This window comes from Selenomonas ruminantium AC2024 (assembly GCF_000687995.1).
GTDB classification, from domain to species: Bacteria; Bacillota; Negativicutes; order Selenomonadales; family Selenomonadaceae; genus Selenomonas_A; species Selenomonas_A ruminantium_B.
The window spans coordinates 786476-812780 of the sequence record NZ_JIAC01000001.1 but is presented as its reverse complement, the minus strand read 5'-3'; the positions used below and the strand labels follow the sequence as shown (position 1 = coordinate 812780).

The window sequence follows — 26305 nt, the reverse complement described above, 5'->3', positions numbered from 1 at the left end:
CTCCTTATGCCTGCGCCTGTTGGAACGCTGCGATAGCCGCAAGTTCCGGCTGCAATTTCCAATACAACTGGTCATAAATCCGATAAAGTTCCTGATAAACTTTTACATCATCCTTATCCGGACGAATAATCCGCTTGGGTTTGACCAAATCTCTGGTCGCGCCGATACCCGCCAGTTCATGACTGGCAATAAAGCCCAGCACCGCCGCCCCAAAAGCTGCACCTTCGCTGTTGTCGGGCAAAATCAGTTCTTCATTGAGTACATTGGCCAGAATCTGCAGCCATAGTTCTGACTTTGTGAAACTGCCGCTAACCCGAATATCCTTGATTTCCCCAAAATCCCGCAATGCCAGCATTACCGCGTTCATGCTGTAAGCAATCCCCTCCATGCAGGCACGAATCATATGGGAACGGCTGTGATTCAGGGACAGTCCAAAAAACATCCCCCGAAGTTCTGAATTCCAATAAGGCGCGCGTTCTCCGGTAAAGCTTGGCAGCATGATGAGGCCTTCCGCTCCAGCCGCCACATGCGCTGCCTTCATGGTCATGAGGTCATAACCATCCACATCGAGATTTTCCAGATGATGAGGCGTATAGTGACAAACCTTGTCCCGCACCCAACGCAGAATCATACCGCCATTATTGATAGCTCCACCGGCTACCCACATATCGTCCACGAGATTATAACACCATGTACGCATCTTCTTATCCGTCAGTGGTTTTTCCGTCAGCATCCGCAGAGCGCCACTGGTGCCGATTGTCGCACTGAGCTGCCCCGGCTGTACGGCCCCAATGCCCACATTGACCAGTACACCGTCCGTCGCGCCGATAACCACCGGCAGGCCTGCAGGCAATCCCATAGCTTGAGCTGCACCATCCTGCAATTTCTCCATATGTGTCGTAGATACAACTGGCGGCAGCTGTGCCTTTTTTAGCCCTGCATAGTCGAGTATTTCATCATCCCAATCCATCTTCACTTCGTTGTATAAACCACTGGTACTGGCTGCCGAATGATCAATGAGCCATTTACCTGTCAGCCCATAGAAGATATAATCCTTCAACGAACCCACATAGCGCATCTGCCTAAACAAATCCGGATGATTCTTGCGCAGCCAAAGCACTTTAGCCAGCGGATAAGAGGCATGGATTGGGCAGCCGGTCTTCTCATAAAAACGGTGGCATAAGTCTTCATCTGTTTTCATTTCCCGCACGATTTCCGCACTGCGGCTATCTGCCCAGGTCTGCATATCCATCAGCGGCTGATAGTTCGCGTCCAATCCGGCAAAACTATGCATGACCGTACTCAACGAAATACCTGCCAGCTGACGGCTCTTGTATCTCAAGTCAGCTGCGGCCTTGCCAACTACCTCCTGCACTGCTGAAAAAATCTGCGCCGGATTTTCCTCAGCCCAATTCGGGTGCGGCGTAAGCAACGGATAAAAGGCTTCTGCTGCCGCTACCTTTCTGCCGGTAATATCATAGGCAATAGCACGAACCCCGGTGGTTCCCACATCAATGCCAATCCAAACGGATTCCTGACGATATTGAATATTCACTATCATCACTCCTTATATAAAATGTTATACATCTTTCATTCACAAAGTCATTATAACATGCCCTCCTGTTATTTGCAATAACAAAAACAATATCATATATTATTTTTGTTATTTTTATATCATTGCAAGATGTAAAAAAGACTGCTTTTTGTTAGCAGCCTTTCATGACTTATGCAATTACAAACGGCTTTGAAACAGTTTTTCCAACGGCTTGATAGCACCATAGAAGGCCAGAATATTCACGGCCCCCTCAGCCAAAAGTCCCGGGGCTGAAGCGAGTCCTGCGGCCAGACTGTCATAGAGCACCGCCCCGAAGGCCGTATACCCGGCCGCCATCACCAGGCAGGCCAGCACGAGCGCCAACAGCGTGCGGGGAGATTTTATAAAATCCTCATTTGACATGTCAGATACGTGCAGGAACGTTTCAGCCATGGCCCATTTGATGATGAGGGTCGGCCCTATCCACAGGGGGAATCCTCCCATAAAATCCGCCAGCATGGAACCGGCACAGGCAGCCACCAAGGCTTCCCGCCGCCCTGCCAGGCAGACCATCACAAAGATGGCCGCATCTCCCAAATGGGCATAGCCCAAAGGAATGGGAATCTTGGGCACAAACGTCAATAAGAACACCACAGCCGTCATGGCCGCCGTAAGACTAATCTCTCGCGCCGTCCAGCGGCTTTTTTCTACATTCAAAGTATGCATAAAACTCCTCCTTTTGCTCAATATGGACACATTGTAGCACTTTTTCTCACCCAGTTCAATACTAGGTGTAATATTTTTTCCGTTATATAGAAACAATTATCCATTTTTATCCTTGACTTTTCTTATATACACTTGTAACATTGTAAACATCATAGAGGAAAGGATTTGGTCTTATGTATTATCTGGAAAAACTAAGTGCTCTTATCTCCAAGTACATGGCGGTACTGGTTATCGCCATCGCGGCCATTGCCCTGATTGAACCCATGAGCTTCAAATGGGCAGCCCCGAACATCACCATGCTGCTGGGCATCGTCATGTTCGGCATGGGCATGACCTTAAAGCTTGCAGATTTCAAGCTGGTGTTCCAACGGCCTCGGGATGTATTCATTGGCGCGCTGGCTCAGTTCACCATTATGCCCCTGCTGGCTTATTTTCTGGCTACAGCTTTCGGCCTGCCACCTGAGCTTGCCGCTGGTGTAATCCTCGTCGGCACCTGCCCCGGAGGCACCTCTTCTAATGTCATGACGTACCTGGCCCGCGGGGATGTGGCGCTGTCGGTATCCATGACGATGACCACCACCGTACTGGCTCCGATTGTCACCCCGCTCCTGACCTGGTGGCTGGCAGGCGCCTGGGTGGAAATCTCCCTGGCGGCCATGATGATGTCCATTGTACAGGTGGTCATTCTGCCCATCGTCGCAGGGCTTATCATCAATTCCTTCTTTGAGGCGCAGGTACAAAAAGTCGTCAAAGTCCTGCCACTGGTTTCCGTTATCGCCATTGTGCTGATTGTCGGCGGCGTAGTTGCCGTAAGCTCTCAGAAAATCATGGAAACCGGTCTCTTGATTATGGCTGTTGTTATGTGCCATAACCTTTTGGGCTACGGCACCGGCTTTTTGCTGGCAAAGGCCCTTCATATGGATATTGCCAAAGCCAAGGCTATCTCCATTGAAGTCGGCATGCAAAATTCCGGCTTAGCGACTAGCCTAGCCATGCTCCACTTCGGCCCTGCCGCTGCCATCCCCGGCGCCATCTTCAGCGTTTGGCACAACATCTCCGGCTCACTTGCAGCCAATTATCTGTCCAGTAAAATGAACAAAGAAGAACTGCCGGAAGTGCAGACCGCAAAATAGTTCAACAAAGAAAAAGCTGTTGCGCAAAAATGTGCAACAGCTTTTTTGTCATAAAAATATATCAGCCCACTGCGAGTTTATTGGTCTTTTTCAGGAATTTTGCTGGAATGGGCTGTTCCAGCTTCCACACGATATTGATAGGCTTTTCGCCTTCATGGCTTACGTAATTCGCCCGCCCCAAATAGGTATAGGCCGCGGCGCCGCCAGTCAGATTGTCCTTCTTAAACTCCCTCACGAACAAAAGGATGTTACTGCCCTGTTCCTGATGATGAAGATAACGTTGCCCCGTAGGCGATTCCACCGTCGTTACGCTCTGACTCTGCCAATGAAACAGCCATTCATTGAGTGAATAATCATCATACATGGTCGTGGGCGAATATTCCTTATCCGCCTTGTTCAAGGTTACAAAAAACAAATCTGTTTGCTTGTCCTCCAACCACTTAACCCCCTCACGCACAGTATTTGGCTTGTCAAAATCCATCGCTACCAATATCTGGTCACGGGTATAAGTGCAATGCAAATCCAACGGGCAGGCAAAGCCAATATCCACCGATTCATCAATAAAGTCAATGCCATCCAGTTGATAACGCAAAAGCTCCTGCATTTCGGCTAAAATATGGGGACTATTCGCCAACGCTGCAAGATTATCCCGCACGTTCCCGGCCTGCCAATCACTTGCATATTCGCCCCATACCGTTACGTAAAACATCTGTAGCATCCGTGCTTCTAACAAGGAAAGACAGTCAAAATCCGTCTCCGCCAAGCGGGGCAACAAGTTCAGCAAAAATTTTATCCACCGCTGGGAATCTGCCACGGCGAGCTTCTGAAAGACGATACTCAGATTTACCTGCTCTTCCAATGGTTCCGGCTCAAAATCAGCCTGTACGCCCGCCCGCACACACATGCGGGTAAAACTTTGCCAACTCTTTTGCCGGTAAAGCTGACGCGGGTCCATGTGATGGTAGTGCAAAAAATTTGCCAGCGTCAAGGTCAACCCACTATCATCGGCAAAGCTGGCAATATGTCCAGCTATCCCCCGCAGGGTATCATAAGCCCCTTTGATGTTATCCAGAATATACTTAGCCGCTTGTTTTTCCAACTGAATATAGCATCCCTTTGGTGCAGAGACGAAGCCATTTTCCACTTCCTGCTGTACACTATGAGAAGTATTGCCTAAAAGCGCCGCAAATTTGTGCGTAAAACTGTATTTTTTGTTGGCCTGCCCGATAAAATCCAGTACGGTCAAACATTCCTTATCCGGCGAAAGGCGCAATCCACGCCCCAACTGCTGCAAAAAGATGGTCAGGGATTCCGTCGGGCGCAGAAAGAGTACCGTATTGATTTCTGGAATATCTACCCCTTCGTTATAAATATCCACAACAAAGATAAAGGTCAGCTTCCCTTGCGCCAACCGCTTTCGTGCGCTATCCCTATCAGCCTGGGGAGATTGCCCCGTAAGGCACAAGGACGGAATCCCCATCTGATTGAAATAGTCACTCATAAAGCTGGCATGTTCGACGCTGACACAAAAGCCCAGCCCCTTTACTGCCAGTACATCCGTCACATAGCGCTGCAACGAGTTGACGATTAAATCCGCCCGCCGTTCTGCTACCTTACCGCTGAGGCTGTACACATTGCTAAGTGCCTGCTTATCGTAACCACCTGCCGTCCATTTTACATCCGTCAAATCCACATTATCGGTAACACCAAAATACTGGAAAGGACACAAGAGCTTCCGCTCGATGGCCTCCGGCAACCGGATTTCTGCTGCAATCCTATCCCCGAAGTAAGGCAGAACACTTTTTCCATCCAATCGTTCCGGCGTGGCTGTAAGCCCCAACAAAATCTTGGGCCGGTAATAATTCAGCAGCTTCTGGTAACTGTCAGCCGGGCCATGATGAATTTCATCCACCACGATAAAATCGTAAAAGTCAGGACTGGTCTTCGTGGTAAAATCCTGCGAATTAAAGGTTTGGATGGAGATAAAGAGCTGGTCAATAGCCTTTGGCGTATACTGGCCCACAAAAAGTTCACCAAAATTATTGTCCTTCAGCACTGCCTGAAATGTAGAAAGGCTTTGCTTCAAAATCTCCTGCCGATGTGCCACAAAGAGCAGCCGATTCGGCCGCCCAGAATTCTCCCTGCAAAAGCGGGCATAATCAAAGGCGGCAATAACCGTCTTGCCCGTACCAGTGGCAGCCACTAAGAGATTGCGATATAACCCCCGCACAGCCCGCTCTGCCGCCAGTTTATCCAGTATTTCCTGCTGATAAGAATAGGGCCGCACATCCAACGTATAGCGGGTGGTATTGCCCTCCTTAAAGTATTTCTCATCACGCAAAGCCCGATACAGGCGCAGTTCCTCAGCCTCTGTATAGATTTCAAACTCCCGGCTTTCCCAATAGCTGGCAAACGTAGCCGCAATCTTCGCCAAAGTCTCCGGCTGGTCCTGCGCCGTAATTTTTACGTTCCACTCCAAGCCGCTGGACATGGCCGCCTGCGAAAGATTGGATGAACCGATATAAGCCGTCGTGTACCCCGTATCCCGATAAAACACATACGCCTTGGCATGCAGCCGCGTACGCTGGGTATCGTAACTGACTTTGATTTCTGTATTTAACAATTTGCTGAGCTCTTTGATTGCCTTGACATCCGTAGCCCCCATGTAGGAAGTGGTGATAATCCGCAACTTGCCGCCGTTTTGGGTGAAGTGTTGCAACTCCTCCATCAGCAGCCGCAAGCCACTCCACTTAATAAAGGACACCAACATGTCAATGCGATTGCAACTGGCAATTTCCTTTTTCAGCTCCGTATACATCTGCGGCTCATGGACAGCCCCGGTAAACAGACTGGATTGCGCCAGCGAAGTCTCCGGCCGGTCAACTTTATCCTTTCCCCTAGCCCCCAAAGCCAGAATGCTATCCTGCCGGTCATATAATGCCAACAGTTGCTGTCCTGTCTCCTCCACCTTCATGGCAGAAAAATCCTGTTCCTGCGTTTTCTCCTGAACCGTAGCGATAATTTCATTCACCAGAGACACCTGGCTCGCAATATCTTCGCTATTATCCCGCACCGACTTTAAGCCCCGCTCGACTACAGCCGCCACATACTGCGCTAAAATCTTAGCCGCCTCTGCCTTATCAATAGCAGCCAGTTCTTTATATTTATGCGGTAACGCAGCCAGCTCATCTGACAATGAATCGCTGACTACTTTTTCATACAAGCCATCTTTCAGCATAATGTTCCATCCTTCTGTCATTTGTCCTACGCAATTCTCACTGCTAATTATACGCCTTTTCATTTGTCAAATCCTCCCCACTGGCGGTATAATGAAGGAAACTATCTTCAGAAAGGGGCTGAATCCATGGCCCGGCGCGATATCGACCTGAACCGCTGCCTGTTTCACTATACCAACATCACCTGCAACCGCTGTCAGGGAATCTGTCCCCAAGGGGCAATCCATAACCGGGAAATCGACCGTGAAAAATGTGATAACTGCGGTCTTTGCACCGCGGTCTGTCCCACAGGAGCCATCACCAGCGATACGGACTATGACAACTGTCTTACCGCAGCGCAAAAGCTCGCCCCGCAGGTTCTTATGTGCCGGAAAGTTTCGCCTCATGCCATGGCCTGTCTGGGAGCCTTGAACCGCCGTTTGCTTTGGGCACTGGCAGAAAAGCAGCCTCTGGCCATGGACACCAGCCGCTGCGCGCAGTGCAAGCCTGCCGTGCAGAATTGGCTGGCGCAGGAAATCGCCGCCTGCAATCAGGCTCTGCAGGAAGCAGGCAAAGCAACCATCAAACTGGTTCATGTGAAGGATTCTGCCCCAGCGCCGCAGGCAGTGGCCCGCCGTTCCTTCTTCCGCTCCCTCTTTCATGCCGCCTCGGACACCGCCGCAGAAATCGCTCAGGCTCAGACGGAACGCCAGTATGCCTTTGATGGAACCATCTGGCTGGACAAGCAGGACACTTCTCCCTGCCAGCTCTTTCCCGGTCTGGAGCTTACAGCATCCTGCACGGCCTGCGGCCTTTGCACCATGCTCTGCCCGGAAAAGGCTCTGGTTATCAGCGACAGCGAAGGGGGCAAAAAGCTCCATTTCAATCCCATCAAATGCACCGCCTGCGGTCTTTGTGTCAACAACTGTCCGCAAAGCATTCTAAAGCTGCAGCCCAGCTTTGCGGGGCAGACAGAATTTTCCCTGCAGGAGGAAACTCCTCCTGCTCCACCTGCTGACAGCAGTTTTACCCTGCAGCGGGGCTGATTAACGGATTACATCCCGGAAAGGAGGCTATGTATGTTTTTACAGGATAATTATCAGGTCACCCGTCATATCTGTCCCCGCAACTGCTACGATTCCTGTCCCATGCTGGCCTTTACCCGTGGCGGGAAAATCGAATACATCAAAGGTGACAAGCAGGACGGCGCTTCCGAGCGTCTCTGCAGCAAGCAGGCGGAAATTCTCGCCTCAGTCTACCATCCGCAGCGCCTGCTCTATCCCCAACGGCAAATCGTCCGCGGTTCCGGGAACTGGCAGCGGATTTCCTGGGAAGAGGCGATTGATACCATTGCCCGAAAGATTCTGGAACTAAAGGATCGCTATCACTCTGCCCTGCCCCTGTGCCTCAACAAGTATTCCGGCAATTTTAGCCTGCTGCACTATGCCATAGAGGGAATGTTCAACAGTCTGGGGCCCACCACCCAAACCACCGGCACGCCTTGTTTTTCTTCCGGACTGGACGCCCAGAAGCTGGACTTTGGCGCCAATGAAACCGCCGATATCCGTCAGCTGCTCGAAGCAAAACTGATTATCCTCTGGGGCATAAATCCTGCATGGACCTCCGTCCATTCCATGCCCTTCATCTACGCTGCCAAAGAACGGGGCGCCAAGGTGGTAGTCATTGACCCAGTGTACACAGAAACCGCCCGCAAGGCAGACTATTTTATCGAACTGCGCCCCGGCGGCGACGCCGCGCTGGCCCTTTTACTGCTCAAAAAGCTGGCCGCCTACAATAAACTATCCTATAACAAGGACAACCTCACCGGCGCCAAGGAATTGCTGGCCGCCATCGCAAAAACTCCTGCACGCCCCTTGTTAAAAGCCACAGGCCAGCCAGCAGCAGTCATTGATTTTTTGGCAGAACTCATCCTGCAAAACCGCCCCATGCATATCTGGTGCGGCTATGGCCTTCAACGCCATATTCAGGGTGGTCTGACCATCCGCCTCATCGATGCCCTCTCCATGCTCACCGGCAATATCGGCATTTCCGGTGGCGGGGTGAACTTTGCCGACATGGGCATGGATATTTTCCCCTACCACATTATGCAAAAGCGGTCAGACACCCGTTTTATCAATATCAATAACTTCGCCCATGGCTTGCATAATCTGAATGCTCCACCGGTAAAACTGCTCTGGATTGCCTGTCGTAACCCGCTTCGTCAGGATGCGGGCTTGACGGAGCTAAAAGAACTTTGGCCCCAGCTGGAACTTGTGGTGGCCGCCGACAAGATTATGACCCACTCTACGCAGATGGCTGACATTGTTCTGCCCGTGACCACAGAATTTGAAGAACTGGATGTCTACGGCGGTTATTTCCGCCACCGTATCAGCATTAACGAACCTGCCATTCCCCCGCGTGGAGAAGCCAAAAGCGATTTGGAAATCGCCCGTCTGCTGACCCGCCGCTTGAATGAACTGGCTCCGGGCACAAGCACCTTTCCCGCTCAGCTTACCGATGAGGAATTTCTCGACGCAGAATTTACCCCGGAAGTCTGTCAGGCTCTGCATATCAAAAAATGGCAGGACCTATATAGCGGCCCCGTACGCTTCCGCTACCAGTCCTTCCCCTGGGCCGGAGGAAAATTTGCCACGGATGATGGCAAATTCCACTGCTGCAGCCTGCCGGATAATTTTTCCCAGCTGCTCCCCAGCGAGAAATACCCCTTCCATTTCCTCACCCCCCATTCGCAGGAACATATCAATGGCCAAAGCTATCCCCAGCAGCACAAGCTGCCGGAATATCCTCTGGTCTATATCCATCCCGCTGTGGGGCAGGCGCTTCACCTGCAGGACAAACATCCTGCCATTGTCTGGAATGAACAGGGCGAAGTGCCTGTCAGTGTCCAGTTCCGCGAAGACCTGTCGCCGGATATCATCCTGAGTATTCAGGGCGCCAGTCAAAAAGGAGGGCTTAACCTCCTCAATGCCGGAGTGCCCACGGATTTAGGGATTTTGACCACGGCCGCCTCCGGGCTGGCCTTCTATGATGTATTCGTCAATATCAGACCAAAATAAAAGCCACGCATAAAAGGCCGGTATAACTTTTTCCTTCACTTAGAAGCTGCGCTTCAAACGTTACGGAAAAAGTCATACCGGCCTTTTCAAGTTACTGTATATTATTTGTTCTGATACTTAAACCCAATCCACAAGCACAAAAGCCAAGCAGGCAAAATGTAGACTGCCAAATCCATGCCTTCAATCTGGGTCATAAGCCCCCAGATGCTCAGCAGGAAGGCTATGCAGAGATAATTAACAAAGGGATACAGGGGCGATTTGAACTTCGTCGCCTTCCCTGTTGCCAGGCAATGAGCCCGGAATTTCAGATGCGTGATGACAATGGTCAGCCAGCTGATGGTGGCCGCGATGGTGGCAATGGACATCAAGAGCATGAAAATCTTTCCGGGAAAGAAGTAGTTCAAAGCTACGCAGATAAGCGTTATGCCCGAAGAAACAAGGATGCCCCGCACCGGCACACCGTGGCTGGAAAGCTTGCCCAAGAATTTCGGTGCTTCATTCTTGGCCGCCAAACCGTAGAGCATGCGGCTGTTGCTGTAGATGGCGGAATTATAAACCGATACCGCCGCCGTCAGCACCACGAAGTTCAGAATATGTGCCGCCGCCGGAATCCCCACGCTCATGAAAATCTGCACAAAGGGGCTGGCCTCCATGCCTACTTCCTTCCAAGGCCAAAGGGCCATCAGCACCGCCATGGTGCCCACATAGAAAATCAGGATACGCCAGATAACCTGATTGATGGCCTGGGGAATGGTCTTGTCGGGATTTTCCGCTTCCCCGGCAGTGATACCGATAAGCTCGATACCGCCAAAGGAGAACATGACCACTGCGATGGCCAGCGCCAAGCCCCATACACCATTGGGCAGGAAACCGCCATAAGACCAAAGATTGCTGAGATTATCCGGGAAGGGCTGCGGACTTCCCACCAGAATGTACAGCCCCAGCACAATCATCAGCACAATGGCGGTGATTTTGATAAGCGCCATCCAAAATTCGGTTTCGCCATAAAGCCGCACATTGATGAGGTTCAGCGCCGTAATGGCCACCAGACAGATAAGCGCCGCAATCCACTGCGGCAAATCCGGGAACCAGAACTGCATATAGATGCCCACGGCCGTAAGTTCCGCCATGGATACCAGCACATAGTTAAACCAATAATTCCAGCCGGACATAAAGCCCGGGAACTTGCCCCAATATTTTGTCGCGTAGTGGCTGAAAGAACCTGATACCGGCTCATCCACCGCCATTTCCCCAAGCATGCGCATGATGAAGAAAATCATAATGCCGCCGATTAAATAAGCCAGCATAACGGCAGGCCCCGCCAGAGCAATGGTGGATGCCGAACCGTAGAACAGCCCGGTGCCAATGGCTCCGCCCAAGGCAATCATCTGCAGGTGGCGGTTCTTTAGCCCCCGCTTTAACTTACCATTCTCGTTCATAAAATTATTCCCCTTCTAAAAATAAAAGTACCTGCCTATTATACCATTTCAGGCAGGTACCTTACAATATTACAGTACTATAAAATATGTTCTCTTACTTACCCAGACCATAGTAATGCAACAGCGATTGGGTTCCCTTATTTCCCTCGCCCAGCCGTTCCATCTGCCGCACCTGGCTCAAAACCTGGCCCAATACCGGCAGAGCCACACCATAAGCCGCCGAAGTTTCCGTGCCGATGGCCAAGTCCTTGCCGAAGTGCTTCATCATAAAGCCCGGCTCAAAGTCACCATCTAAGCCGCGGCGCACAACATTGCTCATCTGGAAGCTGCCTGCAGCTCCTGCAGAAATAGCCTGATATGTTTTCTCCAAATCGATACCAGAAGCTTTCGCATAAGCATAGGCTTCGCAGGCGCCTGCCAAGGCACCAGCAATGGCAATCTGATTGCAGGCCTTGGCCTTTTGCCCGGCTCCAGCCGTCCCCATATAGACCAGATTCGTCCCCATGGCGGAGAACACCGGCCGCAGGGCTTCAAAATCATTTTCCTCGCCGCCCACCAAGATGGAAAGCGTGGCATTCTTCGCCCCGACATCCCCGCCGGTCACTGGCGCATCCACGGCAAAAATACCCTTTTCCTTCGCGCAGGCAAATATCTTTTCCGCTAAAATCGGTGAAGACGTAGTCATATCCACCACATAAGCCCCGGCCTTGGCATTGGCCAGAATGCCGTCATCCCCCAGATAAACTTCCTCCACATCCTTGGGATAGCCCACAATGGTAATCACCACATCCTGCCCCTTGGCGCAGGCACCGGGACTGTCACACCACTTAGCCCCCTTGCCCAGCAATTCTTCCGCCTTAGCCTTCGTGCGGTTGTAAACGCTAACCTTGAACCCCGCATCCATCAAATGCCCAGCCATAGCCGCGCCCATAATGCCCGTACCAATAAAGCCGATATTCTTGATGCCCATTACGTTCAACCTCCTGAATGTCACTATAACTATGAACACTAAGAAATTCGCTATACTTGTCTCGTTCTCCTGCAAAGCACCTCATCCGCCCCTTACGGGGCACTATCCAGGGAGTCCACTGGACTCCCGCGACTTTGTCGCCCCCTCAAGGGGAAGGCTTATAATGCAAACCAACATACTGCGAAAGACCCTCTCCAGTGCCGTTGCCTATCTTTTTAACGCCGGCAATGGCAACTGCGCCAACAGCACCGCGATAAACACCAGCACGCACCCCAAAATCTCGCGCCCATTCATCACTTCCCCCAGCACCGCCCAGCCAGCGATTACCGCAAACACCGACTCCAAACTCATCAAGAGTGTGGCAATGGTGGGGTCTGTGTACTTCTGCCCCAAAATCTGCAGGGTGTAGGCAATGCCGCTGGAAATCACGCCCGCAAACAGCAGCGGATAGCGGGCCGCCCAAAGGCTTTCCAAGCTAGGCGCTTCAAAACCGCCCACCAACCCGCTGGCAAACACAAAGGCCACCGCAAACTGCACCCAGGACAGTTTTATGCCATCAGCCTTGCGCTTCATGAAATAATCAATAACCCAGATATGCAGGGAGAAAAACACCGCGCAGCACAAAGTCAGAAAATCTCCATAGCCCACGCTAAGCTCCTCATTGACGCAGAGGAAATAAAAGCCCACAATGGCCAGCAGCACACAAAAGGCCAGAACCTTTGGAATACGCTGCCCCACCACGCGCCCCATCAGCGGCACCATAATGATATAGAGCGCCGTGATAAAGCCCGCCTTCCCTGCCGTGGTATAACAGATACCCACCTGCTGCAGAGCATCGGCCACGCCCAAAGTCAGGCCGCAATATAAGCCGCCCCAAAGGGTAACTCTGTCCGGTGCAAACTTTTCCCCAAGGCTGGCCTGCGGATTTTTCCGTGCCTGCACGCTGAAGAAAAAAATCACCGGGATAAGCGCCAGCATGGCCAGCACATAGCGCGCCGCGCAAAAGGTAAAGGGGCCGATATAATCCATGCCCGCACTCTGGGCCACAAAGCCCCCGCCCCAAATCATAGCAGTGAGCAAGAGCATCACATTGCCCCTGACTTTATCGCTCACAAAATTCCTCCTCCCAAACCAATTACTTCCATTATAACGCCGGCTGACAATTTTTGCCAAAAAAAGCTTGCATTATTTCGCCAAAAACGGTAAAATACTATCATGTGTCAATGCACATATCAATTGTGAAATGAATCCATTCAGCATCAACCCTAGTTTGTATGGATTTCACTAAACAGTAAGTCGGATTGTTCCGGAGGTGAAACCAAAATGGCAGTACCAAAGAGAAAAATGTCCAAGGCCCGCCGCGATCAGCGCCGTGCTAATTGGAAGTTAGAAGCACCGGGCTTTGTTTCCTGCCCGCAGTGCCACGAACCGAAAATGCCTCATCATGTATGCCCCGAATGTGGCTACTATGACGGCAAAGAAGTGGTTGCCGCTGCTGAATAAGCAGTACCTCTTAACCGGATAATCTTGCGATTATCCGGTTATTTTATTTTTATCCAGGAGTGTGTGTATGGTTAAATCATTTAAGTCAATTTCCCTCGTGCGCAGCGCCCGCTTAGACCAGGGCCTGTCCTGCAGCCGCCTGGCTATCATGTGCGGTATGCGTCCTTCCCTGATTATCGAATTCGAACAAGGCAAACGCCCCATTTGCCGCGAAACTTACAATAAGATTCTGGCTACTCTCGGCCGTCTCGATATTGCCACCGTATAAGAAAAAACCTTCCCAAACATCGGGAAGGTTTTTTCTTATGCTATTATGACTGCGCGATAATCTCATTGGCCACATGTTCGGCGTTCGTGCCGATAACGACCTGTACCGCATTGCCCGTAGCAAAGGCGCCGCGTACGCCGTTAACCTTTTTGACGCGCTCCAAATCCATCTTGTTGACGTCTTTAACCGTGCAGCGCAAGCGGGTCGCACAGTTGGAGATTTCCTCCAGATTTTCCTTGCCGCCCAAGGCTGCCAGCACCTGCTCAGAGAGTTCACTCATCGTGACTTTCTCGCTGCTGACAGGCATATCCTCATCATAGCGGCCGATGGTCGGAATATCGAACTGGCGGATAGCCCAGCTGAAAATGCCATAGTAGAGCGCAAATACGCCTACGCCAATGACCAGAATCATTTCCGGCTTGGTGGCCAGTCCCCAGTCAATTACATAATCGATAAAACCTGCCGAGAAACCGAAGCCGTCCAGCACACCGAAGGAATACGTAACGGCCAGACACAGGCCCGTCAGTACCGCATGTACAGCATAGAGTGCCGGAGCCAGGAACATGAACATGAACTCGATGGGTTCCGTGATACCGGTCAGGAAAGCCGTGAAGGCTACAGAAGCCAGCATACCGCCGATTTTAGCACGGTTCTCCGGCTTTGCAGCATGATACATGGCCAGAGCCACAGCCGGCATACCGAACATCATCATCGGGAAGAAGCCTGCCATGAACATACCTGCCGTGGGGTCGCCCGCAAAGAAGCGGTTGAGGTCACCGGTAGCCACAGCCCCGGTCACCGGATTGGTGTACTCACCAAACACGAACCAGATGAAACTGTTAAGGATGTGGTGCAGGCCCACCGGAATCAGCAGGCGGTTGAGCACACCATAGACGAAGGTGCCCAGTGCACCAGCGCCGATAATCCATTCACCCACTGCATGGATAAAGGTCTGGCACGGGCCCCAGATTACGCCAAAGATGGCGGCAAGAATAATGGATACTGCTGCCGTCACAATCAGTACGAAACGGCGGCCGCCGAAGAAGCCCAGATATTCGGGCAGTTTCGTCGTATGATAGCGGTTGTAGAGGATACCGGCTTCAATACCGCTGACGATACCGGCCAGAACACTCATGTTCAGCGTTTCGTCAATGGTCTTGAGAGCCGAGGTCAGAATCAGATAACCGATGGCACCGGCCAGACCTGCCGCACCGTTGTTGTCCTTAGCCAGACCCACACCGATACCGATAGAAAAGATAAGCGCCAGATTATCAAAGACCGCTCCACCGGCCTTGGTGATAAACGGGATGTTCAGCACATCCGGCGCACCGAGACGCAGCAGCAAAGCCGCTGCCGGCAGAACCGCGATAGGCAGCATCAAGGCCTTGCCAATGCTTTGCAGCTTGGTAAACCAATTGCTCATAATATCACTCCTTATAGTGAAAATAAATGCGAGGCAGTTAATACTGCCTCGCTCATTTTAGCACAATTATCTAAATATTACAATGCTAATACAAAATACGTTTCAATGTTTCCCAGTCAGGGACACTGGCGGCCTGTTTGATTTTTGCCAGCTTCTCTTTATCGGCCGCAGGCAGGCTGTAGCCATCAAGTTCGCCAATCATATACTGCAAACTGTCGTAGTCAAAGCTCTGCACCACTTCAGCCATGGCCTCCCATGCTTCCGCCAGTTCCGCTTCATCGATGGCCGCTTTTTCACCATCCGGCTTCTCTGCTGCCAGCAAAGGCGATAAGCTCACGGCAAAGCTCCGGTAAAGTTCCAAAAGCGGCAAAGTGTTGGTTTTGATTTCCTCACAGTAACAATTATTGCCTGCATCCTCCAGACGACGAGCCTTCTCGGACAGTTCCCCGGCCCCCACCACCCGGGCCGTACTCTTCAGCGCATGGACCTTAGTGGTATAGTTATCCCAATCCCGTTCATCATAGAAGCGCTGAATTTCCTGCGCACCGCTTTCGATGGACTGGGCAAAAACCGTCAGGGCATCCATATAATCTGCCAGGGAACCGCAATGGTGAATCCCCGCCTGAACATCCAAGCCCTGCACCTTCTCCAGCCAGGGAGGAATTTCCTCTGCTTTTTCCGTCTGCACAGGTTCCAACGTTCCCACGGGCTGCACTTTTTCCGGTGGCAGATATTTTTGCAGCAAATTTTCGAGCTGCTGACTGTCAATGGGTTTGGTCAGATAATCATCAAAGCCTGCGGCGATATATTCCTCCCGTGCCCCGCTGACCGCATTGGCCGTGAGCACCACCACCGGCGTATGGACATTCAGGGCATTTTCCTGTTGATTCATTTCCTGCAGGCGGTGCAGGGTTTCAATACCATCCAGCCCCGGCATACGGTGGTCGAGGAATATCAAATCAAAATGCTCCTTTTCTGCCCGAGCTAGACATTCATAACCACTGAGCACCATTTCCACCTGCACAAGGGTCTGCTTCAAGAGCCCGCGCACCACCGTGAGATTCATGGCCGTATCGTCAACCACGAGGATTTTTGCATCGGGCGCCACAAAACTTTCCCGATAAGTCGTTTGCGCGGCCATCATGTTGCGGTAAGCTTTCTCATAATTGCCCATGGGCGACCAGTTCAGCACTTCCTGCTCCACGGTATAGGAAAACTCCGAGCCCTCACCATAAACACTTGCCACCTCCAAATGACTGCCCATCATTTCGAGCAGTTTTTTGGTGATGTTCATGCCTAAGCCTGTGCCTTCAATTGTGCGGTTGCGTTCTTCCTCAATGCGTTCAAAGGCGTGATAGAGCTTTTCGATATCTTCCTGTTTGATGCCAATCCCCGTATCTTTGACACTGGTGGTCAGCGCAATGCGGTTTTCACCAATTTTTTTATAGCTTAAGTTTAGGGTTACGCTTCCTTCGTCCGTGTACTTGACCGCATTGGTCAGGATATTCACCGCCACCTGCCGCAGACGGATTTCATCGCCCTTCAGGATGCTGGGCATATCCTCTGGAACCTCCACATGGAATTTAAGCCCCTTCTTCTCCGCCCGCTGACGAATCATATTGACTAAATCATTCAGCATAGAACTTGCACTATACTCCACGGGGATAATTTCCATCTTCCCCGCCTCAATCTTGGAAAAGTCCAGAATATCATTGACCAGCGCTAATAGCGCTGTACCGGCTGTGCGGATATTCTGCGCATATTCTCGCGTCTGTTCTTCCTTGGTTTCCCGCAGAATCATTTCATCCATGCCCAATACCGCATTGATGGGTGTGCGGATTTCATGACTCATGCCCGAGAGGAACTGACTCTTGGCAATGCTTGCCGCCTTGGCGGCATGGGCCATTTCCAAAAGTTCCTTGTTGGATTCGGCCAGTTCATGCGTCACCGCATCCAAAAAAGCCGCCATCCGTGTTGCCAGCGGAATGACCACTGGCTTTTCTTCAGCGGTCATTTCCGCATAGCACTCGGGCAGTTCTTTTATATCTCCTTCACGAAAGCCCACGCTGACCAGAGCACTATTCAAAATGCCACCCTGTCCTTCATAACAGTAAATCTCCGAGGTGCCATAATTGGTAATCAAATTTGGGGCAAAGCGCCGATAAAACTCAATCTCCTTGCCAGCCAAATCCTTGAGGAAAAACGTCCGATTGCCACATAAGGTCAGAATAATACTCTCCGGCACAAAGGAACAAAGTTTTTCACTTGCCCTATCCGTTTCCTGCAACAGATTAGCGGGCACGGCATAGGTCAGCCGCATCTTCTCGCCCAAATGCACATCGCCGCTGAAATAAATCCGCCCCATCTCATCATAGACCGGCGGTACGCGGGCAATCAGACAGCCGTTGCGCTCCACAGCCAGCGGAAATTCGGAAATATTATAGACAAAATTTTCGTCGGGTTTCACCTGCAGATAATGTTCATAAATATTCGTGGCGGGCATGCCGTTTAATTTCGCCACGCAGGTATCCCCCACCATTTCCGTGACTTCCAGTTCCTTGCCTATCGGATTCCAGCCCAGCACATAATCGGATAAGACATGCAAATCTTCACCGCAGAATGCCGCCATGAGAATGCCATTTTCATAAACCTTACGACCGACAACCGAAGTACCATACTTCGCCTTGTCCATCAAAAGCTTAAACAAATTCTTGCATTCCAACGGTGCCGAAGTAACATCTTCCAATATACTGACCACCGTGCCATAGACAACCGTATGCGGTATTTCTTCAGCCATCCCCTGCAAAAAATGCGTGAACGATGTTCCCATGCCGGCACAGTATATCCCCACGGCTTTCAGATGAGGAATAGCACGCAGTTTTCTGCCCCAGATATGTCCCTCAGTCTCATAATTCGTTGGCTTCCCTTCGTATTCCAAAACTTCCACCCTGCCGGACTGCCAAAAATTAGCATTAATTTGCAGCTTCACCTGCTCTAATTTTTGCACAAAGAGCGTTTCCGTCATGCCCGTTATAACCGCCTGCGGCAATTTTTCCCGCAACAGCTGCTGAATACTTTGCACCATCGCCGGCATTACGCCACTGAACACCAAATGCAGATATAAACAGCTTGCCTGATACGTTTGCGCCTGTTCCTCCATCTCCAACAGGAGCGGTTGTATTTCCTTCAGGAATTCCTCCTGCCGGTCAGCTGGCAGAGTTATTGAATAGTTCTTCTGAAGCATTGCTGTTTTCCTCCTCTAAAACATTATCCGTTTACTGAATATTGTTGTCGTGGAGTTTTTGGTATTTCCGTTTCTCGAAGAAATCATCAATGGCGGCAATCAGCTTCGGCCGTTCCATGGATTTCAGGAGATAGCCGTCAGGCTTCAAGGCCAGCACCTTCATAACGCTTTCCCTGTCTCCTTTCCCCGTGAGGAAAATCACGGGAATGGAATCCACCTTGGATTCGCTACGAATCATCTCCAACACCTGCGGGCCAGAGGTCACCGGCATTTCATAGTCAAGGAGAATCAAATCCGGCGTGTTATCGGCAATGTACATAAGCGCCTGGGCGCCGGAGGTCACAATGGTCACGCGGTATTTTGCCGAAAGCCAGTCTTTGACCATCTTGAGGAAGGTGCTGTCATCATCCACCAGCAGAATATTTTTTCTCCGGGCTAAGTCATCATTAGCGGACAGCAGCCAGTCCAGCTGTTCCACCAGTTTCTTCATGTCAAAGGGCCGTTCCACGGTAGCCGCCACCAATGCCGCAGGAATGGATTTGTTCACGGTTTCGATTTCCGTAGCCGTGCCCACGAGGACTAAGAGCTTATCTTCCTCGGTGCAGATATCCTTCAAATATACCAAAGCACCGACAGCATCATCCACATAATCCCCCAGATACATGAGTATGAGTTCCGTTTCGCCCTTATGGGCGGCAATTTCTTCCATCTCCGGTGCCGCTTCCACTACTTCATAGCCATCATCCACCAGATTTTTTACAATGGTATTGAGCATAAAGGACTTGCCTTTATGAATCAGCAGGACTTTTTTCTGCATGACGGTCTGCCCTCCCCTTCACTTTTTAATTGCGTCACTCTGTTTTCTTACTTCGCCACAATAGCCAAAAAACCTGCTCTATGGTATACTAAGAGCAGGTTTTATATTATTCCATTAGATAGGAGCTATAAGTATGTCCAAACAATACAAGAAATTGCAGAACAAGCTGCATCCCAAAGCAGTGAAACAGGAACCGAAGTACAAGGAAGGCAAAGATTATCTGCTGCTGATTATGATTGCCATCACCTTCGTCCTGACCTTCGTGGGCTGGGAGCATTTCGATAACACCAATCGGGCCATGTACTTCTTGCTGACGCTTTCCCTGACGCTGACTTATCTCTACCGTCATGGGAACTTCTCGGAAAAAATCAAGGCTTATGTCAATGCCGCCAGCATGGGTTCCATCGGTCTGGCTGTGGCCCTGTTCCTGATTAACCTCTACTATCAGTTTTTCGGCTGATTTTCCACTTTTCCCTTGACCATCTTTTCAAATTTGGTGCGGGGAATGAGAATAAGATGGCCACACCCCTGGCATTTCAGGCGGAAGTCCATGCCAACCCGCAGGATTTCCCAGTTGAAACTGCCACAGGGGTGTTTCTTTTTCAGACGGACAATATCGCCCAGTTCATAGGTTATCTTTTCCATGTTTCGTTCCTTTCCTGAGTAATGAGGTACTGTTATGAAGGTCGCAGTTTTGCAAATGCAGGTGACGCTCGGTGCACCGGAAAAAAATACCGCCGCTCTCTACCGTCTGGCTGCCCAGGCCATGAAGGCGCGGCCGGATGTCCTGCTATTGCCGGAGCTCTGGCGGCTGGGTTTCTATCCAAAGCCTGTGCTCTCCTATGCCGATGCCGATGGGCAAGAGACTCGGCAGGCGCTTGCCGCTATCGCCCAAAAATATCAGGTCAATGTAGTCGGCGGTACCGTGGCCAACGCCATTGGCGATAAGGTCTTTAACACCAGCTACATCTTCGACCGCAACGGACACATGCTGGCCACCTACCACAAAACCCATCTATTCTCCCCCAGCAGGGAACACGAAGATTTCACCGCTGGCGACAACCTCGTGACTTTCACGTTGGACGGCGTGAAATGCGGCATCTTAGTCTGCTATGATATCCGCTTTCCCGAGGCCGCGCGGAAGCTGGCACTGGAGGACACGCAGGTACTCTTCCTCCCCGCCGCCTGGCCTTTGAAACGGCTCATCCACTGGCAAACCCTGATTCGGGCACGAGCCATTGAGAATCAGGTCTTTGTCGTCGCCTGCAACGAAGCAGGTATCGACGGCAGCGAGGAACAACTGGCAGGCCACTCCGCCATCATCGACCCCTGGGGAGAAATCCTGGCGGAAGCCGGGGAAGATGAAGAAATCCTTCAGAGCAACCTACGGCTGCCCATACAGGCCCAAATCAAAGAGACAATGGATATATTCGGCGACAGACGGCCGGAACTTTATAAAAAAACTCCCAACTAATGGGAGTTTTTTCTTATGCTTTTATACGTTGAAACGGAAGTTTACTACGTCTCCGTCCTGCATCACATAGTCCTTGCCTTCCACGCGAACCTGACCTTTTTCGCGGGCAGCTGCTACACTGCCATTGGCCACGAGGTCATCATAGTTGACGATTTCGGCGCGGATAAAGCCGCGTTCAAAGTCCGTGTGAATCTTGCCAGCGGCCTTCGGTGCCGTGGTGCCCTTGGTAATCGTCCAGGCACGGCATTCATCCGGGCCGGCGGTCAGGAAGGTCTGCAGACCTAAGAGGTCAAAAGCAGCTTTGATGAGTCTGTCCAGACCGCTTTCCGTTTCGCCCAAATCCTCCAAGAATGCCTTGGCTTCTTCGGCATCGAGTTCAGCGATTTCCGCTTCTACGCGCGCAGAGATAGCTACAACCTCAGCGTTTTCAGCCTTGGCAAATTCCTTGACCTTCTGCACATAGGCATTTTCCTCATAAGCCGTAGCCACTTCATCCTCAGCCACGTTCGTGACATAGAGAGTCGGCTTCAATGTCAAGAGGTTGATGTCCTTAATCATTTCGAGCTCGTCTGCGGTGAGTTCCACCTGACGGGCCGGTTTGCCATTGTCGAGGCTTTCCTTGATACGGCGCAGGATTTCATCTTCCACCTTGGCTTCCTTGTTGCCGGACTTGGCAATCTTAGCCAGACGCATGATGCGCTTTTCCACGACTTCGAGGTCAGCCAGGCACAGTTCCGTCTGAATGATGTCGATATCGCGCAGCGGGTCAACGCCGCCTTCTACATGGGTGATGTTGGCATCGTCAAAGCAACGCACCACATGAGCCACAGCATCTACCTGACGAATGTGTTCGAGGAACTTGTTGCCGAGGCCTTCGCCGTTGGCAGCGCCCTTTACAAGGCCCGCAATGTCCACGAAACGGACGGAAGCCGGGGTCGTCTTCTTGGAATCATACATCTTATGCAGAACGTTCAGGCGTTCATCAGGAACAGCTACTACGCCTACATTGGGTTCGATGGTGCAGAAGGGGAAGTTGGCCGCTTCTGCTCCGGCCTTAGTGATGGCATTAAAGAGGGTGCTCTTGCCCACGTTGGGCAGGCCCACAATGCCGACTTCTAAATTACTCAATTTCTTTCATTCCTTTGTTACTTCTTACAGCGTACCGAAAATACGGTCACCGGCATCGCCGAGGCCCGGTACGATATAGCCCTTTTCGTTGAGTTTTTCATCAACAGCGGCTACATAAACCGGCACATCGGGATGGTCTTCGTTGATAACCTTGATGCCTTCGGGAGCAGCCACGAGGCACATGAGCGTCAGGCTGGTTGCGCCTTTTTCCTTCAAGAGGGTCAGGGCTGCGGAAGCACTGCCACCCGTGGCCAGCATGGGGTCAACCACAATCAGCGTGCGTTCTTCCACGTCACCGGGCAGCTTGCAGTAGTATTCCACCGGCTTCAAGGTCTTGGGGTCACGGTACATACCCACGTGACCAACGCGGGCAGCGGGAATCATGTTAACCACGCCGTTCAGCATGCCAAGGCCTGCGCGCAGGATAGGCACAACGCCTACCTTCTTGCCAGCCAGCACTTTGGCCGTGCACTTGGATACCGGGGTTTCAATTTCAATGTCTTTCAGCGGGAAATCCCGGGTGATTTCATAGGTCATGAGCATGGCGATTTCTTCGAGGAGTTCGCGGAAATCCTTCGTGCCCGTGTCCTTCTGGCGCATCATGGTGAGTTTATGCTGAATCAGGGGATGGTCAATTACATTTACATTAAGCTTATCAGACATTTTCTTTCTCCTTTTACATACCGGCATAAAGCGGGTATTTTTTGCACAGAGCGGCTACCCGCTTACGTGCTTCTGCTTTCTTTTCCTCATTTTCCACATCGCTCAAAACAAGCGCGATGATTTTGCCGACTTCCTGCAAATCGGCTTCCTTAAAGCCACGAGTAGTGAGGGCAGGCGTACCCAGACGCAGGCCGCTAGTCACAAAGGGAGACAGCGGTTCAAAGGGAATGGTGTTGCGGTTGGCGGTGATGTTCACTTCGTCGAGCACCGTCTGCGCCACCTTGCCCGTAATGCCCTTGTTCGTAAGGTCTACGAGCATCAGATGGTTGTCCGTACCGCCGGACACAATGCGGAAGCCTTCCTCCTGCAAGGTTTTCGCCAGCACTGCCGCATTTTTAATGACCTGCTTGGCGTATTCCTTGAACTCCGGTTTCAACGCTTCACCCAAAGCCACAGCCTTAGCCGCGATAACGTGCATCAAGGGGCCGCCCTGAATGCCGGGGAATACCGCCTTGTTGAACTGCTTGCCGAACTCTGCATCTTTACAGAGAATCATGCCGCCGCGCGGGCCGCGCAAGGTTTTGTGGGTGGTGGTCGTCACCACATCCGCATAGGGAATGGGGCTGGGGTGTTCACCTGCCGCCACAAGGCCGGCAATATGCGCGATATCCACCATCAGATAGGCGCCAACACCGTGCGCGATTTGGGCCAGACGCGGAAAATCAAGCGTGCGGGCATAGGCAGAAGCGCCTGCCACGATGAGCTTCGGCTTGCATTCCTTAGCCTGCGCCTCCAATGCATCATAGTCGATGGTTTCCGTTTCCTTGTCCACGCCATAAGGCACAATCTTGAAGTACTTGCCGGACATATTGACCGGGGAACCATGCGTCAAATGGCCGCCATCATTGAGGTTCATGCCCATCACCGTATCACCGGGCTGCAAAAGGGCAAAGAACACGGCCATATTGGCCTGCGCACCGGAGTGAGGCTGCACATTGGCATACTCTGCACCAAAGAGTTTCTTGGCCCGCTCAATGGCAAGAGTCTCCACTTCATCCACGAATTCGCAGCCGCCATAATAACGCTTGCCAGGATAACCTTCCGCGTACTTATTGGTAAGCACACTGCCCTGAGCTGCCAGCACAGCTTTGCTTACAATGTTTTCCGACGCGATAAGCTCCAGCTTTTCCCGCTGGCGGTTCAGCTCACTGCCTACATGCTTTGCTACGTCTGGATCCGACTGCTGCAGAATTTCCATAAGATTCATGTGGTTGCCTCCTTTGAGCCACTGTGGCTCGGACCAAAAAACTTTACCTGACTTTCACTACCTTACTTGCTTTAATCTTGCTTATTTTTCCAGAGCCATGATTTTATTTACCCGGCGTTCATGGCGGCCGCCTTCAAATTTGCCTTCCACGAAGGCCCGGACGATTTCCCCGGCAGGGCCAAAGCCCAATACCCGGCCGCCCATGGCCAGCACGTTGGCATCATTGTGCTGACGGCTCATCTTGGCCGAGAACACATCATTGCAGAGTGCGCAGCGGATGCCCTTAATCTTGTTGGCAGCAATGGAAATGCCAATGCCGGTGCCGCAGAGCACAATGCCGCGGTCGGCATTGCCGCTTACGACATCACCGCAAACCTTTTCGGCAATATCCGGGTAATCAACAGAATCGGTACCGAAGGTGCCGACATCTTTTACCTCAACGTCGCCGTATTCCTTCAGAACCATCTTGACTTCTTCTTTGAGCTGGACAGCGCCGTGATCGCTGCCAATCGTTATTTTCATGAAATTCCCGCCTTTCATACATACTAAATTACATTTTAGCACAATAAGCGAAAAAATCCTACCCAAAATTAACAGGTAATAATTGCCTTCGTGGGGCGGGCAGCCCTGCCGACGCTCAGCTCTTGCCTGCGGGCTGAAAAGGATTTTTGCCCTTCCATTAAGTATCGGGAAAAGTCAAAACTCGCTGCGCTCAAACAGTAGACTTTTCCCGATAACACTAAGGTAAGCAAAAATCCTTTTCGGACGCCCTTAGGCAAAACGCTTCGCTTTCGGCAGGGCTGCCCGCCCCACTCGTAGTTACTTTTTCTTTTTTGCACTTCAACTGCAACAGCTGAGCGGTGGCAAACCGCCCAGCCCCCACATATCGAATTTACTTGTTAGGCCAGCCCATTACGCGGGAAACAGCTTCCTGCCACCCATCATAAAGTGCTGCACGCCCTCTTTCACTCATAGCCGGCTTAAAGCGCATACCTTCCCGCCAGAGTTTCTTGAGCTCATCCACGCTTTCCCATACGCCGGTGGCCAGACCTGCCATAAAGGCGGCGCCAAGCGCCGTGGTTTCCGCCACGTAAGGACGGATTACCGGGATATTCAGGAGGTCAGCCTGGAACTGCATCAATGCATGGTTCTGGCTGGCACCGCCATCCACATGCAGACTCTTGATATCCATGCCCGTATCCGAGACAACGGATTCATATACATCACGCACCTGATAAGCCAGCGCTTCCAAAGCCGCCCGCACGATATGGGCACGCTGGGTATCCTCGTTGATGCCGATAATCATGCCGCTGGTTTCCATATCCCAGTACGGCGCCGACAGGCCGCGGAAGGCGGGAACGAAATAAACGCCGTCCGCATCCGGCACCTGCTTGGCCAGCCACTCGGAATCCGACAGGGAATCGATAAGCCCCAGACCTTCCTTGACCCATTTCAAAGTGGCACCAGACACCAGCACACTGCCTTCCAGTGCATAGGTGATTTCCTTGCCAATGCCCCAGGCAATCGTAGTAATCAGGCCGTTCTTCGAGCTGTGGTACTTCTTGCCCGCATTCATCAGGAAGAAGGAGCCTTCGCCATAAGTATTCTTGGCCATGCCCTTCTTGAAGCAGGCTTCGCCGAACAAATCCGCCTGCTGGTTGCCGATACAGCCCGCAATGGGAATCCGGGAACCGATAACCGCCGCATCCGTCTCACCGTAAACATGACTGGAAGGGCACACTTCCGGCAGCATCTTGCGAGGAATGCCCAGATGTTCCAGAATATCATCATCCCAGTCCAAATTGCGCAGATTGAACATCATGGTACGGGAAGCATTGGAATAATCCGTAGCAAAAATCTCTCCGCCGCTGAGTTTCCACATGAGCCAAGTGTCCACCGTACCGAACAGCAGTTCGCCGTTTTCTGCCATCTCCTTGGCGCCTAGTACATTTTCCAAAATCCAGCAGAGTTTTGTAGCCGAGAAATAGGGATTGATAACCAGCGAGGTCTTCTGTTTGATTTCCTCCTGCAGGCCAGCATTAACCAGACGTTTGCAGATGTCTTCCGTCTGCTGGGATTCCCAGCTGATAGCCGGATAAATGGGACGGCCCGTATTCTTGTTCCAGACAATGGTCGTCTCCCGCTGGTTGGTGACACCGATGCCCGCAATGTCCCGATGGGAAATCTTCGCCAGCTGAATAGCTTCCTTAGCCGTCCACAGCTGCGTGCTCCAGATTTCATCCGGGTCCTGCTCCACCCAGCCTTTGTGCGGCTTGTTCACGCTGATTTTCTTTTCCGCATAGGAAACCATTTCGCCCTTAGAGTTGAAAATAACTGCGCGGTTTTTAATCGTGCCCGAATCCAGCGCCAAAACATACTTTTCACTCATCGAGTACCACATCCTTCATTCCATTAAATCACTAG

General features: G+C 51.6%; 22 protein-coding genes. 7 read left to right on the top strand and 15 right to left on the bottom strand.

Features of this window, described 5'->3' with window-relative positions; all coding sequences use genetic code 11:
* Nucleotides 1–4 precede the first annotated feature (4 nt).
* On the bottom strand, nt 5–1561 hold the full coding sequence (locus P157_RS0103755) for a gluconokinase (protein ID WP_037368102.1): 1557 nt from the start codon (nt 1559–1561) through the stop codon (nt 5–7).
* A gap of 171 nt (nt 1562–1732) precedes the next feature.
* A complete protein-coding gene (locus P157_RS13785; RefSeq protein ID WP_026767124.1) occupies nt 1733–2260 on the bottom strand; it encodes an ECF transporter S component in 528 nt (175 codons plus the stop codon).
* Between the two features lie 173 nt (nt 2261–2433).
* On the opposite strand from P157_RS13785, the gene P157_RS0103745 reads away from it, so the two are divergent.
* A complete protein-coding gene (locus P157_RS0103745) occupies nt 2434–3393 on the top strand; it encodes a bile acid:sodium symporter family protein (protein ID WP_026759832.1) in 960 nt (319 codons plus the stop codon).
* Between the two features lie 61 nt (nt 3394–3454).
* Here the strand turns inward: P157_RS0103745 and P157_RS0103740 are convergent, their stop codons facing one another.
* The gene (locus P157_RS0103740; RefSeq protein WP_026759831.1) at nt 3455–6631 is read right to left on the bottom strand and encodes a DUF3427 domain-containing protein; all 3177 of its coding nucleotides are present in this window, start codon (nt 6629–6631) and stop codon (nt 3455–3457) included.
* A gap of 126 nt (nt 6632–6757) precedes the next feature.
* On the opposite strand from P157_RS0103740, the gene P157_RS14830 reads away from it, so the two are divergent.
* Nucleotides 6758–7654, top strand: a complete 897-nt coding sequence (locus P157_RS14830; RefSeq protein ID WP_051598480.1) for a 4Fe-4S binding protein — start codon at nt 6758–6760, stop codon at nt 7652–7654.
* Between the two features lie 33 nt (nt 7655–7687).
* Nucleotides 7688–9685: a molybdopterin-dependent oxidoreductase gene (locus tag P157_RS0103725; protein ID WP_026759829.1), complete on the top strand. Its 1998-nt coding sequence runs from the start codon at nt 7688–7690 to the stop codon at nt 9683–9685.
* Between the two features lie 101 nt (nt 9686–9786).
* Here the strand turns inward: P157_RS0103725 and P157_RS0103720 are convergent, their stop codons facing one another.
* From P157_RS0103720 to P157_RS0103710, 3 genes are all read right to left on the bottom strand, one after another.
* Nucleotides 9787–11124, bottom strand: coding sequence for an amino acid permease (locus tag P157_RS0103720; protein WP_026759828.1), 1338 nt, complete (start codon nt 11122–11124; stop codon nt 9787–9789).
* 94 nt (nt 11125–11218) lie between these two features.
* Complete coding sequence (locus tag P157_RS0103715; protein ID WP_026759827.1) at nt 11219–12088, bottom strand: NAD(P)-dependent oxidoreductase; 870 nt, start codon at nt 12086–12088, stop codon at nt 11219–11221.
* Nucleotides 12089–12301: 213 nt separating this feature from the next.
* A complete protein-coding gene (locus tag P157_RS0103710; protein ID WP_026759826.1) occupies nt 12302–13207 on the bottom strand; it encodes a DMT family transporter in 906 nt (301 codons plus the stop codon).
* 210 nt (nt 13208–13417) lie between these two features.
* Here P157_RS0103710 and rpmF point away from each other — a divergent pair, with 210 nt between their 5' ends.
* Nucleotides 13418–13597, top strand: coding sequence for a 50S ribosomal protein L32 (rpmF, locus tag P157_RS0103705; protein ID WP_026759825.1), 180 nt, complete (start codon nt 13418–13420; stop codon nt 13595–13597).
* A 67-nt stretch (nt 13598–13664) separates the two neighbouring features.
* Nucleotides 13665–13865 (top strand): helix-turn-helix domain-containing protein, encoded by a 201-nt coding sequence (locus P157_RS0103700; protein WP_026759824.1) that lies wholly within the window; start codon nt 13665–13667, stop codon nt 13863–13865.
* A 43-nt stretch (nt 13866–13908) separates the two neighbouring features.
* On the opposite strand, the gene nagE is transcribed toward P157_RS0103700, so the two are convergent.
* The 3 genes from nagE to P157_RS0103685 all read right to left on the bottom strand — a co-directional run bounded on the left by nagE (nt 13909) and on the right by P157_RS0103685 (nt 19349).
* On the bottom strand, nt 13909–15288 hold the full coding sequence (gene nagE, locus P157_RS0103695; RefSeq protein WP_026759823.1) for an N-acetylglucosamine-specific PTS transporter subunit IIBC: 1380 nt from the start codon (nt 15286–15288) through the stop codon (nt 13909–13911).
* Between the two features lie 85 nt (nt 15289–15373).
* Nucleotides 15374–18532, bottom strand: a complete 3159-nt coding sequence (locus tag P157_RS14825; RefSeq protein WP_051598479.1) for a response regulator — start codon at nt 18530–18532, stop codon at nt 15374–15376.
* 31 nt (nt 18533–18563) lie between these two features.
* A complete protein-coding gene (locus tag P157_RS0103685; protein ID WP_026759822.1) occupies nt 18564–19349 on the bottom strand; it encodes a response regulator in 786 nt (261 codons plus the stop codon).
* 133 nt (nt 19350–19482) lie between these two features.
* On the opposite strand from P157_RS0103685, the gene P157_RS0103680 reads away from it, so the two are divergent.
* Entirely contained in the window at nt 19483–19809 is a 327-nt protein-coding gene (locus P157_RS0103680; RefSeq protein ID WP_026759821.1) for a hypothetical protein, read from the top strand.
* Here the strand turns inward: P157_RS0103680 and P157_RS0103675 are convergent.
* The gene (locus P157_RS0103675) at nt 19794–19994 is read right to left on the bottom strand and encodes a DUF951 domain-containing protein (RefSeq protein ID WP_026759820.1); all 201 of its coding nucleotides are present in this window, start codon (nt 19992–19994) and stop codon (nt 19794–19796) included. The two genes, P157_RS0103680 and P157_RS0103675, sit on opposite strands and share 16 nt — an antisense overlap.
* Nucleotides 19995–20028: 34 nt before the next feature.
* Here P157_RS0103675 and P157_RS0103670 point away from each other — a divergent pair, with 34 nt between their 5' ends.
* Nucleotides 20029–20823 (top strand): carbon-nitrogen family hydrolase, encoded by a 795-nt coding sequence (locus tag P157_RS0103670; protein WP_026759819.1) that lies wholly within the window; start codon nt 20029–20031, stop codon nt 20821–20823.
* A 21-nt stretch (nt 20824–20844) separates the two neighbouring features.
* On the opposite strand, the gene ychF is transcribed toward P157_RS0103670, so the two are convergent.
* The 5 genes from ychF to glpK all read right to left on the bottom strand — a co-directional run bounded on the left by ychF (nt 20845) and on the right by glpK (nt 26270).
* Nucleotides 20845–21951 carry a redox-regulated ATPase YchF gene (ychF, locus tag P157_RS0103665; protein ID WP_026759818.1) on the bottom strand — a complete coding sequence of 369 codons (1107 nt, stop codon included), beginning with the start codon at nt 21949–21951 and terminating at the stop codon, nt 20845–20847.
* A gap of 24 nt (nt 21952–21975) precedes the next feature.
* Nucleotides 21976–22614: a uracil phosphoribosyltransferase gene (gene upp, locus P157_RS0103660; protein WP_026759817.1), complete on the bottom strand. Its 639-nt coding sequence runs from the start codon at nt 22612–22614 to the stop codon at nt 21976–21978.
* A 13-nt stretch (nt 22615–22627) separates the two neighbouring features.
* Nucleotides 22628–23881, bottom strand: a complete 1254-nt coding sequence (gene glyA / locus P157_RS0103655) for a serine hydroxymethyltransferase (protein ID WP_026759816.1) — start codon at nt 23879–23881, stop codon at nt 22628–22630.
* Nucleotides 23882–23962: 81 nt separating this feature from the next.
* Entirely contained in the window at nt 23963–24403 is a 441-nt protein-coding gene (rpiB, locus tag P157_RS0103650) for a ribose 5-phosphate isomerase B (protein ID WP_026759815.1), read from the bottom strand.
* A gap of 370 nt (nt 24404–24773) precedes the next feature.
* A complete protein-coding gene (glpK, locus tag P157_RS0103645; protein ID WP_026759814.1) occupies nt 24774–26270 on the bottom strand; it encodes a glycerol kinase GlpK in 1497 nt (498 codons plus the stop codon).
* Nucleotides 26271–26305: the final 35 nt, after the last annotated feature.

Coding starts and splice junctions, on each gene's coding strand:
- upp (WP_026759817.1), bottom strand. CDS start 22,614: ATGTCTGATAAGCTTAATGTAAATGTAATTGACCATCCCCTGATTCAG.
- nagE (WP_026759823.1), bottom strand. CDS start 15,288: ATGAGCAATTGGTTTACCAAGCTGCAAAGCATTGGCAAGGCCTTGATG.
- P157_RS0103725 (WP_026759829.1), top strand. CDS start 7,688: ATGTTTTTACAGGATAATTATCAGGTCACCCGTCATATCTGTCCCCGC.
- P157_RS0103680 (WP_026759821.1), top strand. CDS start 19,483: ATGTCCAAACAATACAAGAAATTGCAGAACAAGCTGCATCCCAAAGCA.
- P157_RS13785 (WP_026767124.1), bottom strand. CDS start 2,260: ATGCATACTTTGAATGTAGAAAAAAGCCGCTGGACGGCGCGAGAGATT.
- P157_RS0103675 (WP_026759820.1), bottom strand. CDS start 19,994: ATGGAAAAGATAACCTATGAACTGGGCGATATTGTCCGTCTGAAAAAG.
- P157_RS0103700 (WP_026759824.1), top strand. CDS start 13,665: ATGGTTAAATCATTTAAGTCAATTTCCCTCGTGCGCAGCGCCCGCTTA.
- P157_RS0103740 (WP_026759831.1), bottom strand. CDS start 6,631: ATGCTGAAAGATGGCTTGTATGAAAAAGTAGTCAGCGATTCATTGTCA.
- P157_RS14830 (WP_051598480.1), top strand. CDS start 6,758: ATGGCCCGGCGCGATATCGACCTGAACCGCTGCCTGTTTCACTATACC.
- glyA (WP_026759816.1), bottom strand. CDS start 23,881: ATGAATCTTATGGAAATTCTGCAGCAGTCGGATCCAGACGTAGCAAAG.
- rpmF (WP_026759825.1), top strand. CDS start 13,418: ATGGCAGTACCAAAGAGAAAAATGTCCAAGGCCCGCCGCGATCAGCGC.
- P157_RS0103670 (WP_026759819.1), top strand. CDS start 20,029: ATGAAGGTCGCAGTTTTGCAAATGCAGGTGACGCTCGGTGCACCGGAA.
- rpiB (WP_026759815.1), bottom strand. CDS start 24,403: ATGAAAATAACGATTGGCAGCGATCACGGCGCTGTCCAGCTCAAAGAA.
- P157_RS14825 (WP_051598479.1), bottom strand. CDS start 18,532: ATGCTTCAGAAGAACTATTCAATAACTCTGCCAGCTGACCGGCAGGAG.
- glpK (WP_026759814.1), bottom strand. CDS start 26,270: ATGAGTGAAAAGTATGTTTTGGCGCTGGATTCGGGCACGATTAAAAAC.
- P157_RS0103685 (WP_026759822.1), bottom strand. CDS start 19,349: ATGCAGAAAAAAGTCCTGCTGATTCATAAAGGCAAGTCCTTTATGCTC.
- P157_RS0103720 (WP_026759828.1), bottom strand. CDS start 11,124: ATGAACGAGAATGGTAAGTTAAAGCGGGGGCTAAAGAACCGCCACCTG.
- P157_RS0103755 (WP_037368102.1), bottom strand. CDS start 1,561: ATGATAGTGAATATTCAATATCGTCAGGAATCCGTTTGGATTGGCATT.
- P157_RS0103745 (WP_026759832.1), top strand. CDS start 2,434: ATGTATTATCTGGAAAAACTAAGTGCTCTTATCTCCAAGTACATGGCG.